This window comes from Xenophilus sp. Marseille-Q4582 (genome assembly GCF_916700565.1).
Taxonomy (GTDB): domain Bacteria; phylum Pseudomonadota; class Gammaproteobacteria; order Burkholderiales; family Burkholderiaceae_C; genus Xenophilus.
On record NZ_CAKAKO010000002.1, the window covers coordinates 314,543 to 331,190 of the forward strand.

At 68.0% G+C, this 16,648-nt stretch carries 15 protein-coding genes; 7 read left to right on the forward strand and 8 right to left on the reverse strand.

Annotated features, from left to right (window positions below):
• The first annotated feature begins 63 nt into the window (after positions 1 to 63).
• On the forward strand, positions 64 to 1,446 hold the full coding sequence (locus tag LG388_RS06775; RefSeq protein ID WP_225782104.1) for an aminopeptidase P N-terminal domain-containing protein: 1,383 nt from the start codon (positions 64 to 66) through the stop codon (positions 1,444 to 1,446).
• A gap of 142 nt (positions 1,447 to 1,588) precedes the next feature.
• Positions 1,589 to 1,867, forward strand: a complete 279-nt coding sequence (locus tag LG388_RS06780; protein ID WP_225782105.1) for a DUF2061 domain-containing protein — start codon at positions 1,589 to 1,591, stop codon at positions 1,865 to 1,867.
• Positions 1,868 to 1,948: 81 nt separating this feature from the next.
• Here the strand turns inward: LG388_RS06780 and LG388_RS06785 are convergent, their stop codons facing one another.
• From LG388_RS06785 to LG388_RS06795, 3 genes are all read right to left on the reverse strand, one after another.
• Positions 1,949 to 3,238 (reverse strand): flavin-dependent oxidoreductase, encoded by a 1,290-nt coding sequence (locus tag LG388_RS06785; RefSeq protein WP_225782106.1) that lies wholly within the window; start codon positions 3,236 to 3,238, stop codon positions 1,949 to 1,951.
• Positions 3,239 to 3,365: 127 nt separating this feature from the next.
• Positions 3,366 to 4,373: a tripartite tricarboxylate transporter substrate binding protein gene (locus LG388_RS06790; protein ID WP_225782107.1), complete on the reverse strand. Its 1,008-nt coding sequence runs from the start codon at positions 4,371 to 4,373 to the stop codon at positions 3,366 to 3,368.
• Between the two features lie 71 nt (positions 4,374 to 4,444).
• A complete protein-coding gene (locus tag LG388_RS06795) occupies positions 4,445 to 4,912 on the reverse strand; it encodes a DUF3237 domain-containing protein (RefSeq protein WP_225782108.1) in 468 nt (155 codons plus the stop codon).
• A gap of 86 nt (positions 4,913 to 4,998) precedes the next feature.
• On the opposite strand from LG388_RS06795, the gene LG388_RS06800 reads away from it, so the two are divergent.
• The 3 genes from LG388_RS06800 (at position 4,999) to LG388_RS06810 (ending at position 7,168) form a co-directional block, all read left to right on the forward strand.
• Positions 4,999 to 5,796 carry a helix-turn-helix transcriptional regulator gene (locus LG388_RS06800; protein ID WP_225782109.1) on the forward strand — a complete coding sequence of 266 codons (798 nt, stop codon included), beginning with the start codon at positions 4,999 to 5,001 and terminating at the stop codon, positions 5,794 to 5,796.
• Positions 5,797 to 5,958: 162 nt separating this feature from the next.
• Positions 5,959 to 6,591 carry a type VI secretion system-associated protein TagO gene (locus LG388_RS06805; RefSeq protein ID WP_225782110.1) on the forward strand — a complete coding sequence of 211 codons (633 nt, stop codon included), beginning with the start codon at positions 5,959 to 5,961 and terminating at the stop codon, positions 6,589 to 6,591.
• A gap of 184 nt (positions 6,592 to 6,775) precedes the next feature.
• Complete coding sequence (locus LG388_RS06810; protein ID WP_225782111.1) at positions 6,776 to 7,168, forward strand: hypothetical protein; 393 nt, start codon at positions 6,776 to 6,778, stop codon at positions 7,166 to 7,168.
• Positions 7,169 to 7,212: 44 nt separating this feature from the next.
• On the opposite strand, the gene LG388_RS06815 is transcribed toward LG388_RS06810, so the two are convergent.
• The 5 genes from LG388_RS06815 to LG388_RS06835 form a co-directional block, all read right to left on the reverse strand.
• Positions 7,213 to 8,817, reverse strand: coding sequence for an FAD-dependent oxidoreductase (locus LG388_RS06815; protein ID WP_225782112.1), 1,605 nt, complete (start codon positions 8,815 to 8,817; stop codon positions 7,213 to 7,215).
• A 10-nt stretch (positions 8,818 to 8,827) separates the two neighbouring features.
• Positions 8,828 to 10,390, reverse strand: a complete 1,563-nt coding sequence (locus LG388_RS06820) for a polyamine aminopropyltransferase (protein WP_225782113.1) — start codon at positions 10,388 to 10,390, stop codon at positions 8,828 to 8,830.
• A gap of 159 nt (positions 10,391 to 10,549) precedes the next feature.
• Entirely contained in the window at positions 10,550 to 10,777 is a 228-nt protein-coding gene (locus LG388_RS06825) for a DUF350 domain-containing protein (protein WP_225782114.1), read from the reverse strand.
• Positions 10,778 to 10,813: 36 nt separating this feature from the next.
• Positions 10,814 to 12,331, reverse strand: a complete 1,518-nt coding sequence (locus LG388_RS06830; RefSeq protein WP_225782115.1) for a DUF4178 domain-containing protein — start codon at positions 12,329 to 12,331, stop codon at positions 10,814 to 10,816.
• An 84-nt stretch (positions 12,332 to 12,415) separates the two neighbouring features.
• Positions 12,416 to 13,462: an SPFH domain-containing protein gene (locus LG388_RS06835; protein ID WP_225782116.1), complete on the reverse strand. Its 1,047-nt coding sequence runs from the start codon at positions 13,460 to 13,462 to the stop codon at positions 12,416 to 12,418.
• Positions 13,463 to 13,640: 178 nt separating this feature from the next.
• Here LG388_RS06835 and LG388_RS06840 point away from each other — a divergent pair, with 178 nt between their 5' ends.
• Positions 13,641 to 15,986, forward strand: coding sequence for an NADP-dependent malic enzyme (locus LG388_RS06840; protein WP_225782117.1), 2,346 nt, complete (start codon positions 13,641 to 13,643; stop codon positions 15,984 to 15,986).
• A 183-nt stretch (positions 15,987 to 16,169) separates the two neighbouring features.
• Positions 16,170 to 16,613, forward strand: a complete 444-nt coding sequence (locus LG388_RS06845) for a ribonuclease domain-containing protein (protein WP_225782746.1) — start codon at positions 16,170 to 16,172, stop codon at positions 16,611 to 16,613.
• Positions 16,614 to 16,648: the final 35 nt, after the last annotated feature.

Consider the following 16,648-nt stretch of genomic DNA (forward strand, 5'->3'; position numbering starts at 1 on the left):
CCTGCCGCTTCGGGCCGCCCCCGCCGCGCGCACAGACGGCCGGCGCGGCGCTACGATGCGCCGATGACCTCGCCCTACGCCTCCCGCCGCGCCGCACTCGCCCGCCAGATCGGGCCCGACGGCATCGCCATCGTTCCCACCGCGCCCGAGCGGCCGCGCAACCGCGACACGGATTTCCTGTACCGGCACGACAGCTACTTCTACTACCTGACCGGCTTCACCGAGCCCAATGCCTGGCTGGTGCTGACCGGGGACGGCCGCAGCACGCTGTTCTGCGCGCCCAAGGACCTGGAGCGTGAGATCTGGGACGGCTATCGCCTGGGCCCCGACGCGGCGCCCGGCACGCTGGGCGTCGATGAGGCCTTCTCGGTCGACCAGCTGGGCAGCCGGCTGCCCAGGATGCTGGAGAACAAGGCCGTGGTCTGGTACCCCTTTGCCACGCACGCGGGGCTGGAGACGCGCATCGACGGCTGGCTGCAGCAGGTGCGCGCGCGCGTGCGCTTCGGCGCCCTGTGCCCTGAGCAGCAGCGCGACCTGTGCGGCCTGCTCGACGAGATGCGGCTGGTCAAGGACGCGCACGAGCTGGACATCATGCGCCGCGCCAGCGCCATCAGCGCGCGCGCCCACATCCGCGCCATGCAGACCAGCGCGCGCATGCTGCGCGCCGGCGAAGACGTGCGCGAGTACCACCTCGACGCCGAGCTGCTGCACGAGTTCCGCCGCGGCGGCTCGCAGTACCCCGCCTACGGCTCCATCGTGGCGGCCGGCGCCAACGCCTGCGTGCTGCACTACCGCGCCGACGCGGCGCCCGTGCGCGCGGGCGAGCTGGTGCTGATCGACGCCGGCTGCGAGCTGGACGGCTACGCCAGCGACATCACGCGCACCTTCCCGGCCGACGGCCGGTTCACCGGCCCGCAGCGCGCGCTGTACGACCTGGTGCTGGCCAGCCAGGACGCGGCCGTGGCCGCGACCAAGGCCGGCAACCGCTTCAACGACCCGCACGACGCCACCGTGAAGGTGCTGGCGCAGGGCCTGCTCGACCTGGGCCTGCTCGACGCCAACAAGGTGGGCTCGGTGCAGGACGTGATCGACAACCGCAGCTACTTCCAGTTCTACATGCACCGCACCGGCCACTGGCTGGGCATGGACGTGCACGACTGCGGCAGCTACGTGGAGCCCACGCAGGTGGGCGAAGTCAGCGAGCGGCGTGATCCGCTTTCGGGCGAACTCATCAAGAACCGCCCCAGCCGCATCCTGAAGCCCGGCATGGTGCTGACCATCGAGCCCGGCCTCTACGTGCGGCCAGCCGAGGGCGTGCCTGCCGAGTTCCACCACATCGGTATCCGCATCGAGGACGACGCGGTGGTGACCGCCACCGGCTGCGAGCTGATCACGCGGGGCGTGCCCGTGCACGGTGACGAGATCGAGGCCCTGATGCGCGGCTGAACTGGGGGGCCGCCAGGAGCGGCCGGCCATAGGGCCCGTGCATGGCGGCGATGGGCGGATCTCATCATGGTTTCAATTGATAGTAATTATCATTTGAGGCATGTTGATCGTCATCTGGTTCGCTGCCAGACCGGAGTCGCCCATGAGCCGCCTGATCCGCCCCCACCTGCCCGCCCTGCAGAAGACCGCGAGCTACTACGTGCTGCATATCACGGTGGCGGCGCTGGTGGCCTATGCGGTCACCGGCAACCTGTGGATGGCACTGACGCTGAGTCTGCTGGAGCCCAGCGTCCAGGCCGTGGCCTTCTTCTTCCACGAGAAGCTTTGGGAGCGCCGGCGCAACCGCCGGGTGGCGGCCCAAGCCGTCGCGTCGGCCGGCGTGCACGCGCCGCAGCCTGCCGTGCAACCGGTGGGCGCCTGAACGCCGGATCCGCGCCAATGCCCAAAGGCCGCATCGTGGCCCTTGTTTGGGGAGCCGTCGCGCTCTTGCCGCTCGGCTGGTTCAGCCCCTGACGGCGCCTGCCGCCGCTCGCGCCACGGCCGCCGGATCGAAGCCCGCCAGCTGCTTGTAGCGCAGCGCAATCGCCGCCAGTTCGGCATGCGGCACCACCTTTTCGATGTCGTCGAAGCCCTGCGGCGCACGCTGGTGCGCCAGCTGCATCACCTGCTCGGGGCCGTTCATGCGGTTGCGCAGCACGATGCCCGAAGTGCGCGGCAGCCGGTCGGCTTCGTACTCGCGCAGCGCCATCGACGGATCCTCGAACTGCACCAGCGCGTCGGTCAGCGCGCGCGCGTCCATGATGGCCTGCGCGCTGCCGTTCGAGCCGATGGGGTACATCGGGTGCGCGGCGTCGCCCAGCAGGGTCACGCGGCCGCGCGTCCAGCCGGGCAGCGGGTCCTTGTCCACCATCGGGAACTCGTAGATCGCCTCGGCGCCGTCGATCACGGCCGGAATGTCGATCCAGTCCCAGCGCCAGTCGGCGAAGCTGTCCGCGAACACCGACTTGTCCACGCGCTTGTTCCAGTCGCTCTTGGGCGGCGTGTCGTCCTCGGTGCCGGGCACGCGCAGCTCGGCGATCCAGTTGATGCGCGAGCGGCCTTCGCGGCGCAGCTGTTCGCTGATCGGGTAGCAGACGAACTTCTGGTCTTGGTGGCCGGCCATGAACATGGTGCGGCCGTCCAGGTAGGGCGCCGCATCGGTCACACCGCGCCACAGCAGCCGGCGCGAGAAGCGCGGCGCATCGCCCGTGGGGTAGAAGCTGCGGCGCACGGCCGAGTGGATGCCGTCGGCGCCCACCAGCACGTCGGCGCTGGCTTCCACGAGTGTGTCGTCGCTGCGCCGGCGTAGCGTGAACACGGCCGGCTCGCCGGTCGGGTCCATCAGCGTGGAGCCGGCGCGCGTCACCGATTCGAGCGCGAGGCCGGTGTGGATGCGCCCGGCGCCCAGGCGCTGCACCGCCGCCTGGTACAGCGCCATCTGGAATTCGCCGCGGTGCACCGAGTACTGCGGCACCGGGTAGCCGGCGGCCAGGCCGCGCGGCTCGTGCCAGATCTGCTGGCCGTAGCGGTTGTAGTAGTTCAGTGCGGCGGTCTGCACGCCGATCTGGTCCAGCGCATCGCCCAGGCCCAGCCCGGTCAGCTCGGCGGCGGCATGCGGCAGCAGGTTGATGCCCACGCCCAGCGGGCGGATTTCTTCGGAGGCCTCGTAGACCTCGGCGGCGATGCCGGCGCGGTGCAGCGCCAGCGCGAGCGTGAGGCCGCCGATGCCGGCGCCGATGATGGCGACTTTCATGAATTTCTCTCTGGGTGCAGCAGGTGCCGGGATTGTCATCCCGGTCGGCGTGACGCGGTGGCGGCCCGGCCACGAGGGGAGCCCTTGGGCTGAGGCACCAGGGCAGCCGGCGAGGCCCTTCCGTGGATCAGTCGGCCTTGAAGCCAGTCGCCGCGACGGCCTTGCCCCAGGTGGCGGTGTCGGTGGCGATGATCTGGGCGAATTCGGACGCGGTGGTGCCGGTGGGCCGGAAGCCCGCATCGGTGAGCTTCTGCTTGCCGTCGACGGACTGCACCGCGCGCATGACATCGGCGCTGAGCTTGCGCACGACCTCCGAGGGCGTTTTGGCCGGCGCCACGATGCCGAACCAGGACGAGAAGGCCAGGTCGGGGTAGCCCTGCTCGCGGATGGTGGGCACCTCGGGCAGCGAGGGGCTGCGCGCCGTGCCGGTGCTGCCCAGGGCCACCAGCTTGCCGCCCTTGACGTTGGGCACGGCCAGCCCGACGCTGGCGAACACGCTGGACACATCGCCGCCGAACAGGCCGCCCAGCGCATCGGCCGTGTTGCGGTAGTGCACGGGCTCGGGCTTCTGGCCCACGGCCTCGCCGAACAGGTAGGCGCCGAAATGGCCCGGCGTGCCGGCGCCGAAGGTGGCCATGAACAGGCCCTTCTGTTGCTGAGTCCAGGCCACGTAGTCCTTCACGTTGCGGGCCGGCACCTTCTGCGGGTTGACCAGCAGCACGAAGTCGGAACTGGCCACCTGGCTCACGGGCACGAAGTCCTTGGCGGGGTCATAGGGCAGGCGGTTGTAGCTGCTGGGCGCAATGGCGAGCTGGCCGGTTTCACCGAGCATCAGCGTGTAGCCATCGGGCGCGGCGCGGGCCGCTTCGCTGGCGGCGATCAGGCCGCCGGCGCCGGGCTTGTTGTCCACCACCACACCGACGTGGTTCCAGCCTTCCGACAGCTTCTGCGCCAGCAGGCGGGCCACGATGTCGGGGCCCGTGCCTGCCGGGAAGCCGACGATGATGCGCACCGGCTTGTCGGGGTAGCTGCCCTGGGCGGCGGCCGGCAGGGCCAGGCCGAAGGTGGCCAGCGTGGTCGCGGCCAGGGCGAGTGCGGTGCGGCGGGGCGGGAAGGAACGATGGATGGGCGTCATGGTGTCTCCGTGTTCTGAATCTGTAAGGAAAAGGGCTGGCTGGGCCGCGGCCGGGGCGGGTTCACAGCTTCTCAGCCCAGCAGGAAGAACTGCATCTCCACCTGCTGCGGCCGGCGCGCGCCGGTGCCCACGAACAGGCGGCTGTTGATCCAGCCCAGCGCCTTCGACGCGGTCTCGAAGCGCGGCAGGCAGCGGAAATAGATCAGCGCCGGGTCCACCGGCTCGCCGCGCGCCAGCCGGGCCAGGGCCTCGGGCGGGCCGGCGCGCAGGGCCGTGTTCTGCACGTAGATCCAGTCGCCGGCATCGGTTTCCAGCGTGTAGCGCGCGTCCAGGTCCGTGAGGCCGTCCTCGCCGATCAGCTGGAAGTCGGCGCCGCCTTCGCACACGCGCGCCTGCCAGTCCACGCCCTGGGCGTGGCCGCCCGTGATCGGGATCAGGCGGCGGCGCCCGCGCGGGGTGGCGCCCACCTCTTGCGGGGCGGCCACCTCCACGCAGAGGCTGGCGAAGAAATGCAGCGGCGGCGGTTCGGGCAAGGTCATGGCGCTAGCGTATGTCCGGGTGGCAGGGCGCACTGTCATCCGCGAAGATGACAGCCGCTGTTCGCCCCACCGTTCCCTGTTTTCCCATGAAGACTTGGCCGCTCCATGCGGCGCCCGATGCCGCTCCCCGCCTGCTCGGCGGCCTGATCGACGAGATCGGCCAGCCCGGCTTCGGCACTGCTGCGCTGGAAGGCGTGCAGGCCGTGCTGCCCGCCGCGTCCTGGTCGGTGTACCGGCTGGGCACCGATCCGGCCTTGCTGCTGTCCGCGAGCTGCGGCGTGCCCGACACCACGCGCGACTGCTGGCGCGCCTACTTGAGCGGCCCGCACCGTGCCGACCGCAGCTTCGGCCCGATGACGCTGCTGTCGGCCCGCACGCCGCACCTGTGCCACCTGGACGCGCAGGAAGCGCCGGCCGAGCATCGTGCCAAGGTCTACGACGCACATGGCATCACGGAGCGGCTGTCGCTGGCCCAGGCGGCCGAAGGCGGCATGTTGGCCATCAACTTCTACCGACACGCCCACCAGCCCGCTTTCGGGCCGACGGCGCTGGAGCGGCTGGGCGCGCTGGCGCCGGCGCTGCTGGCCATCGTGCGCAAGCATGTGGCGCTGAGCCTTCCGGCGGCCTTGCCGTCCGCCGACCTGCAGGCGGTGGCTGCCGTGCCGACCGATCTGGAGGCGCGGCTGCTGCGCCTGTGCCCCACGCTCACGGCGCGCGAGCAGGCGGTGTGCGTGCGCCTGCTGCGCGGCCTGACGCTGGAAGGCATCGCGGCCGACCTGGAACTGGCCTTGCCCACGGTCAAGACCTACCGTCAGCGCGCTTTCGCGCGGCTGGGCATCCACTTTCGCGACGAGTTGTTCGCACGAGTGCTGCAGGCGAGCTGATCGGGCTGCGCCTCGTGGGGGTCAGAAAAGTCCATCTGGTGCTGTTCGTGCCACCCAGGAGAACTGAACCGGCGCCGCCGCTGCGGCGCCACAACAGTGACATTCCCGAATTACGCAGAGCCGACCATGATGTAACATGGCGTATCAATTGTGGAGGTTGGAATGATTCGTTTGGGACTGGCCGTCGTCGCAGCAGCAACGGTGGTGCATGCGCACGGCCAAAGCATCTCCGGAATCGCTACAGTGCCGGATGCTGAACTCGCTCGCTGCGCATCATTTGGGACTGATGCCCTGCGCCTGAACTGCTTTGATCAAGCCACTAAGAAACTAAAGCCGGCGAGTGCACCTAAAGCACAAGTGGCCGTTGCGGGGCAAAAAGGAAAATGGTCAACGTCAAGCGACAAAGACCCATTAACCGACAAGCCGATTTTTTACGCAATGCTTGACGCTGACGAAGGTAAAGGAAAATATGGTGGCCCCGTCTCATTGATCGTGCGATGCAAGAACAATAGTACTGAGGCTTATGTAAACTGGAATTCTTTCTTGGGTTCTGATGGAATTGCCGTCACCTATAGGGTTGATAAGGACGCCGCCGTAAAGGTGAAGTGGTCAATCTCGACAGACCACAAAGCATCGTTCATCAGGAATCCCATCCCACTCCTCAAGCAAATTGGGGACAGTTCGTCATTCGTTGTTAGCCTGACTCCTTACAGCGAGAGCCCAGTCACAGCAATATTCAACACCTCTGGCGGGGTCGCGGCACTCGCCGACATTCGCTCGGCATGTCAATGGTGAGGTAGGCAAGAGAATAAGTCCAGATAAAATATATGGGTGTTGCACTCGGGATTAAATGCGCCCTACCGAAGTGCATACGAGCGCCGTGCAAATGCGGGTGGAATTTTGTGTTATCAACGGGAATTGGAGCGAGAGCTAAATTGGTTGGAGGATAGCCATGACTGAAATAAGAAGGAATTGTGTAATGCGTACCCCTCTCTTCTGGGTTTTAGCTCTTACCTTACTCGGTACTGCCGGATGCACAAAATCCCCTGCTGAGCAGTGCCTTGAGTCCTTTAGGAAGGACCTAGTTTCCCCAAACTCTGGGAAAGTTTTCGACTACAGCGACGGAAAATTGACCTATTTGGCAAAGAACAGAAGCGGCGTAGAGATTCAAGGTAGAGCTATCTGCACCGAAATCGATAAAAAATGGATGCGAGACACGGCGCGCGAGCATATTGAAGTTCTTAACTTAGCAGGAAAGAGCCTTGAAGCCAACAACAACTGTAGAAAAAGTGGAGAGCCAAAATCTTTGTGTGACTCACTACATAAGGTGATTTCAATTGAGGCGGCTCGTTATGAGTTGGGTTACAACTAAATCAGAAATAGAACGCGTCGTGGACGGGACGCAGGCCAGAGAAATTAAAGCAAGCTCGCCGCCGCCAAGTGTCCGCGCGTGAAGGCTTCCTCGAAGATTGAATAGCCGGACCAATCGGCATGTGCGAAGGCCAGCCGGCCAGCATGTAGGACGCCCACTCGCGGCAGCTGCTGGCGCAGGCCGGGCGTCGGAATGGCCATGGCATGGCCGTAGCGCATGATGTCGATGCGCGTGATCTGCTGCGCCAGGTCAGGGTGTGGCACGCCAAGTTCGCCCAGCATCTGGTCGCGCCAGTGGGTCCATGGGGCGTCCAGCAGCTGCTGCCGGCCTTCGCGTGCGCTGGCGCCGTCCCAGCGGCTGGGGCCCAGCGGGCGGTACCAGCTCAGCACGGTGGCCTGCGGCGTCGGGTCCAGCCGCTGGTGGCCGGCATCCACATAGCCCAGGCCCTGGGTGCCGAAGACCACGTTGTCCCAGCTGGGCGCGGCGCCGGGCCGGTCCTTCAAGGGCGCGCGCAGGTGGGCGTTGGCCACCAGCCAGGGCGCGTACGGCAGCTGGCGCGCGGCGGTTGCCAGCCAGCCGGGCGCGCCTTCGACCACGCGCGCGGCGACGAAGGCCGGCAGCGCGACGATGCAGCGCTCGGCCTGCCAGCGCACGGTCTGCTGCGTGCGCGCGTCCCAGGCGTCGACTTCCACGCCATGCCGCCCGTCGGCGATCCGCGTGACGGCATGGCCGCTGCGCAGCCGCTCGCCCAGCGGCGCCGCCAGTTTCGCGCTGAGCCAGCCGTTGCCCTCGGGCCAGGTGAAGACGGCTTCGCGCTCGCCGTCGTCGTCCTCCGCCTCGCCCGGCGCATGGAAGCCGTGGCGGCTCGCGAAGTAGTGGATGCCGGCCCAGGCCGACACATGCTCGATGCCGGCGCCGTAGTCGTCGCGGCAGCAGTAGTCCAGGTACCAGCGCAGCTGCGGATCATGAAGGCCCTGGGCGTCGAGCCACGTGGCGAAGGGCTGTGCATCGAGCGCGGCGAGCGTCGGTGTCCACGGCGCACGAAAGGCGGGGATGGCGAAGCGCTCCCGCTGCCGCAGCTCGGCGATTTCTTGCGCCAGCCGCCGGTACTGGGCGAGCGTGCGGTCGCCCACGCCGTGCACGGGCAGCAGGCCCTCCTGCCATTCGCCTTGAAAGTACAGCCGCTCCTGCGGGCTGTGGCACAGGTGGCGCTCGTCGAGCACCCAGCGCCCGGCCACGCGCTGGCGCAGGCCCAGTTCTTCGAGCAGGTCCTGCACCTCGTGCGCGTCGGGCCCGGGCACCGGCAGGTAATGCGCGCCCAGCGGACAGGCGATGCCGTTGACCTGGCCGCCGCGTGCGTTGCCGCCGGCAACGTCTTCGAGCTCCAGCAGCGCGAAATCCTCGATGCCCTGCAGCCGCAGCGCGCGCGCCGCCGCCAGGCCGGCCACGCCGCCCCCCGCGATCAGCACCCGGCAGCGTTCGGTGCGGGCGGGCGCTGCGCGGCGGCCCGCGCCATCGCGCCAGGCATGGCCGCGCGCCAGGTCGATGCCGGTGAAGCCGCCGTCGATGGCCGGCACATCGGCTTCGCAGCCGGCCAGGGCCAGCGCGCTGGCCGCGGCCGTGGCGCCGATGAAGGTCCGGCGCTTCATGGCCGGGCGCTCAATGTTTTCCCCATTCGCGCTCGTAGGTGTTGACCAGCACCTGGTTCGACAGGCGGTTCACCTGCGCGGGCAGGCGCGCCATGTCCTTCGGGAAGTCGAACAGCAGCGGCAGCGTGGCGGGCGTGAGGAAGCGCAGGCCCTCGGGCAGCTGTTCCGGCAGGCGCCAGGGCCGCCGGCTCGCGATGACGAAGCCCCACTCACCGAAGCTGGGCACATGCGCGTGGTACGGCGTGGCCGTGAGCCCCACCGACTCCACCGTCTGCACCACGGTCCAGTAGCTCTGGCGCGCGATCAGCGGCGAGGTGGTCTGGATCACCGCATAGCCGCCAGCCGACAGGCGCTTGTCCAGCAGCGCGTAGAAGGACTCGGTGTAGAGCTTGCCGATGGCGAAGTTGGTCGGGTCCGGGAAGTCCACGACGATCACGTCATAAAACGCTTCCGTCTGCTTGAACAGCCACTGGAAGGCATCGGTGTTCACCACCTTCAGCTTGGGCGAGCGCAGCGAGCCGCCGTTGAGCGCCGCGAGCTGCGCGTCGTCGCGGAAGAGCCGCGTCATGTTCGGGTCCAGCTCCACCAGCGTGACCTGTTCGACCGAAGGGTACTTGAGCACCTCGCGCACCACCATGCCGTCGCCGCCGCCCAGCACCGCCACGCGCCTGGGTGCGCCGTGCGCGGCCATCACGGGGTGCACGAGCGCCTCGTGGTAGCGGTATTCGTCGCGCTCGGCGAACTGCAGGTTGCCGTTCAGGTACAGCCGGTGGCCCGCGCTGCCTCGGGTGACCACGATGCGCTGATACGGGGAGGTGGCGCTGACGACGATGCGGTCCTGGTAGAACTTGTCCTCGGCCAGCGAGGTGAGGGCGTCGGCGCCCACAAAGGCGGCCAGCAATGTGCCGATGGTGATGACGCAGGCCAGCGCATGCGCGCCCACGTGGCGCAGCTCGTGCCGGAACAGCCACAGCGCCCACACGCCCACGAAGGCGTTGAGCAGGCCGAAGAAGAGACCCGTGCGGATCATGCCCAGCTGCGGCACCATCAAGAGCGGAAAGGCCACCGACACCGCGAGCGCGCCCAGGTAGTCGAAGGTCAGCACCTGCGAGACCAGGTCCTTGAGCCCGATGTCGCGCCGCAGGATGCGCATCACCAGCGGAATCTCCAGCCCCGCCAGCATGCCCACGATCATCACCAGTCCGTACAGCAGCAGCCGGAAGGCGCCCGGCACATAGGCGTGCGCGAGAAAGAGGATGGCCGGCAGCAGCCCGCCGACCAGCGCCACCAGCAGTTCCACGCGCAGGAAATGCGCGGGCAGCTGTCGGTCGAAATAGCGCGACAGCCACGAGCCCACGCCCATGGCGAACAGGTAGGTGCCGATGATGGTGCTGAACTGCAGCACCGAATCGCCGAGCAGGTAGGAGCTGAGCGCCGCCGCGCTCAGTTCGTAGACCAGCCCGCAGGCCGCGACCACGAAGACGCTGGTCAGCAGCACCAGCGCGGTGGGCGACACGCGCGCCCGGGCGCCGTCGTCGGGCGCCTCGGCCGTCGCAAGAACGTCAGAACTCATGGAGAAGGGGCGCGCTCAGGGCCCGTGGCGGTGGGTTGCGGGGACGCGCGCGGCGAAGCCTATAGTGGCCACCCGTGGAGCCGGTCGAGCCGGGCCGCCACCTGTGTCCCCGGCGGGGAAGCGGGCAGCACGGGGTGCACGAGAAACGGAAGAGGGGGGTCAGCCGCCGTGAATGGCCGCGGCCACGATCAGGCTGATGCCCAGGCTCATCGACGCCACCACCAGGCCCAGGGCCACGTTCTGCTTCTCGACGATCTCGCGCCACATGTCCACCGGCGTGATCTTGTCGATGATGACGAAGCAGATCCAGAACACCAGCACGCCGATGAGCGCGAACAGGATGGAGCCGAGGAAGGCGGCGGGCCGAAGCCATTCAATTCCCAGCATGAGAACCTCCGGGGGTGAGTGAGAGAGAAGAAAAGGTCATTTGTGGCTGCCGCCGCTGCTGTAGCCGCCGTAGGAGCCGCCCGAACTGCGGTAGCCGCCGCCGCTGCCCGAGCCGCCGGAGCAGGTGCTCAGCAGCGACAGCAGCACCAGGATCACGACGACGATCACGATGATGGTGCCGATGCTCAGCGAGGGCGCGGCCGTGAAGGGCTGCACCTCGTCGCGCTTGAACTGCGCCTTGCGCGCGTCCATGCCGAAGGCCTGCGCGACGGCGGCGCTGTCCAGCCGGTCGCCGCTGGACCAGGTCAGCTCCTGCGGCGTGCTTTCGGACGACAGCAGCGCCTTGCCGAGCGCGAAGTCGCGGTTGAAGCTCTTCTGCCCGCGCGCCACCTGCCAGTAGAACTCGCCGGCCACGTAGGTGGTCTCGGCGTTGTACGCGTAGAGCTTGTGGTAGGTCTTGCCCAGGTAGCTGGCGCTGCTGCCGTTGCCGGCCATTTGGGGCGCGCCGGTGGTGGGCGCCACCAGGCTCCAGCCGTCCGAGGCATCGACCAGGAAGCTGAAGCCCTTCTGGCGGTTGAACAGCAGGTACTCGTTCCAGCCGAACTGCTCGTCGTCGCCGGGCTCCTGCCCCACGCGGTGCTGAAAGCCCACCACCTGCCAGGTGGCGCCGTTGAACTGGCCGCGGCTGCCCAGCGGGATCAGCGGGCGCACGGGTTCGTCCTGCAGCGCGTACTTCAGTTCGGCGCCGATGCCCTGGCTGAGGTCGATGATGCTGCGGCAGTTGCCGCAGGTCACGGCCTTGCTGCTCTCCAGGTCCACATGCACGGGCGAGCCGCAGTTCGGGCAGTTGAAGTCGCGCCCGCCCTGCTCTTGCTTGTCGCTGGAGGCGCGCAGGCCCGCCAGCTGCAGGTCGGCCAGCTGCACCGAGCGGCCCAGCGAAGCCGTGGGCGGCGCGCTGCCGTAGTCCAGGCTCAGCACCAGGCCCTGGTCGTTGCGCAGCTCCACCATGCGGAAGCGCTCGCCCAGCTTGGGCAGGTGCGACAGTTCGCCCTGCGCCGACGCCAGCCACACTTCCTGGTTCGCGCTGACGGTGAAGGGCCGGCCGTCGATGGCCGTGGTCATGCCCACGCGCAGGCTGTCGGCCTCGGGCGCCGGCCGCTGGAGCGCATACGGCAGCGAGAAGACGTAGGCGCCGTTGTCCTCGCTCAGCGCGCCGATGCGGTCCTCGGCCTGTTCTCCGGTGGCGCCCGCGCCGTCGAGCTGCGCCGTCCACTCCGTCCATCGGCCCTCGGCATAGGCGTACTGCAGCCGGCCGACCAGCGTGAAGGGCCGGCCCTGGATGCGGCCGGTGGCGAAGAGCTGCAGCGGGCTGAAGTCCTCGAACAGCTCGGCCATCTTGCCGATGCGCGCGAGCTGCTCGCCCTGGCGCACCACCGTGCTCTGGCAGTAGGCGCAGACGGCGTGCGTGGACTGGGCCGAGCGGAACTCGACCGGCGCGCCGCAGCCCGGGCAGGGCGCGCGGTAGGTGCGCTGGGCGGTGCCGGGCTCAGCCACGGGCCGCCCCGCCCGCGCGGGCGTTCAGCGTCGACGAAGCGCCGCCCTCACCGGCGCATCGTGCCATCCAGCGCATGGACCGCTTCAGACCAGCTTCTTGAGCAGTTCGGCCTTCTTGCTGTCGAACTCTTCCTGCGTGAGGATGCCCTTGGCCTTGAGCTCGCCCAGCTTTTCGAGGGTGGCGATCACCTCGTCGGCGCTCACGGTGGCCGCCGGCGCCGTGGCCACCACGGCGGCCTGCGCCGCCGCGTTGGGGTTCAGGCCCTGGGCCAGGTTCTGCGCGAGCACCTGGCCCAGCGCCACGCCGGCGCCCAGGCCCATGGCGTCGCCGGCCACCCCGCTGCCGCTGCCCGAGGCTTCGGCGAACTTGGGGATCGCCTGCGCGGTCTGGTACTGCATGAACTTGCCCATGTCGTTGCCGACCATGCCCATGCCGATCTTCTGATCGAGGATCTTCTGCAGCTCTTCGGGCAGCGAGACATTCTGGACCGTGAGGGTCTCGAGCTTGATGCCGATCTTGGCGAACTCGGGCGCCAGCTGGTTCGACAGCGCCTGCGCGAACTGGATCTGGTTGGCCGCCAGGTCCAGGAAGGGCACGCCGCTGGCGGCGATGGCGTTGCTGATGTTCTGCAGCACCAGCCCGCGCAGCTGGCCGTCGAGGTCGGCCACGCCATAGCTCTCGCGCGTGCCCGAAATCTCGGTGTGGAAGAGCTTCGGGTCGGCGATGCGGAAGGCGTAGTTGCCGAAGGCGCGCAGCCGCACCGCGCCGAAGTCCTTGTCGCGGATGGTGATGGGCTGCGGCGTGCCCCACTTCTGGTCGACCTGCTGGCGCGTGCTGAAGAAGTAGACGTCGCTCTTGAAGGGGGACTCGAAGAGCTTGTCCCAGTTCTTGAGGTAGGTGAGGACGGGCAGCGTCTGCGTCGTCAGCTTGTACATGCCCGGGCCGAAGACGTCGGCCACCTGGCCTTCGTTGACGAAGACGGCCATCTGCGATTCGCGCACGGTGAGCGAGGCGCCGTTCTGGATCTCCATCTCCTGCATCGGGAAACGCCAGGCCAGCGTGCCGTCGCCCGTCTCGGTCCACTGGATGATGTCGATGAACTGCTTCTTGATGAAATCCATCAGGGCCATGCGGTTCTCCTCGGTCGGGATGAAGTTGGGGGCGGATGTTGCCACAAGGGCATGGCCGATTGCCGGTTGTGCATGGCCGATATGCCAAAGGGCAGGCCTCGGTCAAGGGCGCCCTCCTACAATCAGCGCCCCTCAGAACAAGCGAGCGTCGCCTTCGCGACGCCAGGAGCCAGCCCTGATGTCCGAATCCACCGCCACGACGCCTCAAGCCTCGCCCGAAGACAAACGCGCCCTGCTGCGCCGTGCCGCGCTCGACTACCACGCCCTGCCCACCCCGGGGAAGGTGGCGATTTCGGCGACCAAGCAGATGGTGAACCAGCGCGACCTGTCCCTGGCCTACTCCCCCGGCGTGGCGGCGCCCTGCGAGGAAATCGTCAAGGACCCGGCCAACGCCTTCAAGTACACCTCGCGCGGCAACCTGGTGGCGGTGATCAGCAACGGCACCGCCGTGCTGGGCCTGGGCGACATCGGGCCGCTGGCTTCCAAGCCGGTGATGGAAGGCAAGGGCGTGCTGTTCAAGAAGTTCGCCGGCGTGGACGTGTTCGACATCGAGATCGACGAGAAGGACCCTACGAGACTGGTCGAGGTGATCGCCGCGCTGGAGCCGACCTTCGGCGCCATCAACCTCGAGGACATCAAGGCGCCGGACTGCTTCTACGTCGAGCGCGAGCTGCGCAAGCGCATGAAGATCCCGGTCTTCCACGACGACCAGCACGGCACGGCCATCACGGTGGCGGCCGCCATGCTCAACGGCCTGAAGGTGGCGGGCAAGAAGATCGAGGACGTGACGCTGGTCGCCTCGGGCGCGGGCGCGGCGGCGCTGGCCTGCCTGAACCTGCTGCTCAAGGTGGGCCTCAAGCGCGAGAACGTGTTCGTCACCGACCTGGCTGGCGTGGTCTACGAGGGCCGCACCGAGCTCATGGACGAGGACAAGGCGCTGTTCGCGCGCAAGACCGACGCGCGCACGCTGGGCGAGGTGATCGAGGGCGCGGACGTGTTCCTGGGCCTGTCGGCCGCCAACGTGCTCAAGCCCGAGATGGTGGCGAAGATGGCGCCGCGCCCGGTGATCTTCGCGCTGGCCAACCCGAACCCGGAAATCCTGCCCGAAGTGGCGCATGGCGTGCGCGACGACGTCATCATGGCCACGGGCCGCACGGACTACCCGAACCAGGTCAACAACGTCCTGTGCTTCCCGTACATCTTCCGCGGCGCGCTGGACTGCGGCGCCACCACCATCACGGACGAGATGGAAATCGCCGCCGTGCACGCCATCGCCGAACTGGCGCAGGCCGAGCAGAGCGAGCGCGTGGCCGCGGCCTACGTGGGCGAGAAGCTGAGCTTCGGGCCGGAGTACCTCATTCCCAAGCCCTTCGATCCGCGGCTGATGATGAAGATCGCGCCCGCGGTCGCCAAGGCGGCCGAGGAAAGCGGCGTGGCCGCGCGCCCGATCCAGGACCTGGACGCCTACCGCGACAAGCTGCAGACCTTCGTCTATGCCTCCGGCACGACGATGAAGCCCATCTTCGACGCCGCCAAGCGCGCCGCAAAGAAGCGCGTGGCCTATGCCGAGGGCGAGGAAGAGCGCGTGCTGCGCGCCTGCCAGATCGTGGTCGACGAAGGCATCGCGCGCCCCACGCTGATCGGCCGCCCGGCCATCATCGCCCAGCGCATCCAGAAGTTCGGCCTGCGCCTGCGCGAGGAGCTGGACTACGACGTGGTCAACACCGACTTCGACCACCGTTACCGCGACTTCTGGCAGACCTACCACCGCATGACCGAACGCAAGGGCATCACCGCCCAGGTCGCCAAGATCGAGATGCGCCGCCGCCTGACGCTGATCGGTTCCATGATGCTGCACAAGGGCGAGGTGGATGGCCTGATCTGCGGCACCTGGGGCACCACGCTGCAGCACCTGAACCACATCGACCAGGTCATCGGCAAGCGTGCGGGCGGCTGCGCCAGCACGCCGCAGGACGTGCCTGTCTACGCCTGCATGAACGGCCTGATGCTGCCCGAGCGCCAGGTCTTCCTGGTCGACACGCACGTCAACTACGACCCGAGCGCCGAGGAGCTGGCCGAGATCACGACCATGGCGGCCGAGGAAATGATGCGCTTCGGCCTCAAGCCCAAGGCCGCGCTGCTGAGCCATTCCAACTTCGGCACCAGCAACCACCCGAGCGCCGTGAAGATGCGCCAGACGCTGGAGCTGCTGCGCGTACAGGCACCCTGGCTGGAAGTGGATGGCGAAATGCACGGCGACGTGGCCCTGGACGGCAAGCAGCGCACGGCCATCATGCCGCACAGCGCGCTGGCCGGCGACGCCAACCTGCTGGTGTTCCCGAACATCGATTCGGCCAACATCGCCTACAACCTGCTCAAGACGGCCGCGGGCGGCAACATCGCCATCGGCCCGGTGCTGCTCGGCGCGGCCAAACCTGTGCACATTCTCACGGCCAGCGCCACGGTGCGCCGCATCGTGAACATGACGGCGCTGACGGTGGCGGACGCGAACGCCGACCGCTGAACGGATTGCATAAGAGTGGGCGCTCACATGACGTGGGTGCCCATCGCCCGTCCTGCTGCCTAACAATTAGGCAGAAGCTTGCTATTTGTGCAGCTCTGGTGCACACTGGCGGGCTTGAATCTGCGGGTTAACCCGCAGCTCTGGATCGCGCCAAACCGCGCTCAAAAGTTCTCGATGCCCTTCATGGCGGCACCTGCCCCGCTCTTTACCTCGGCTTCCAGATTCGCGTCCAAGTTCGTACTGACGGGCGCAGTGCTGGCAGCCTTGTGGGGCGGCGGTGAGGCCGGCTGGGCCCGGGAATCGCGCGAGGCCCGGCCGTCCGATGGGGCGGATCGTGTGGAAAACGTCATTGCGCTGCGGGATCTGCCGGCGCAAGGGCGGCGAACCTACCAGCTCATCCTCGACGGCGGCCCCTTCCGCTACGACAAGGACGGCTCGGTGTTCGGCAACCGGGAACGCCTCTTGCCGCGCGAGCGGCGGGGCCACTACCGCGAATACACGGTCGACACCCCCGGCGCACGCAACCGCGGCGCCCGCCGCATCGTGTGCGGCGGCCCGCCCCGCACGCCCGAGGCCTGTTGGTACACCGCAGATCACTACGCCAGTTTCAAAAGGATCCTGCCGTGAACTGTGAGCGCGACGTGAGCAATGACGCACCCCTG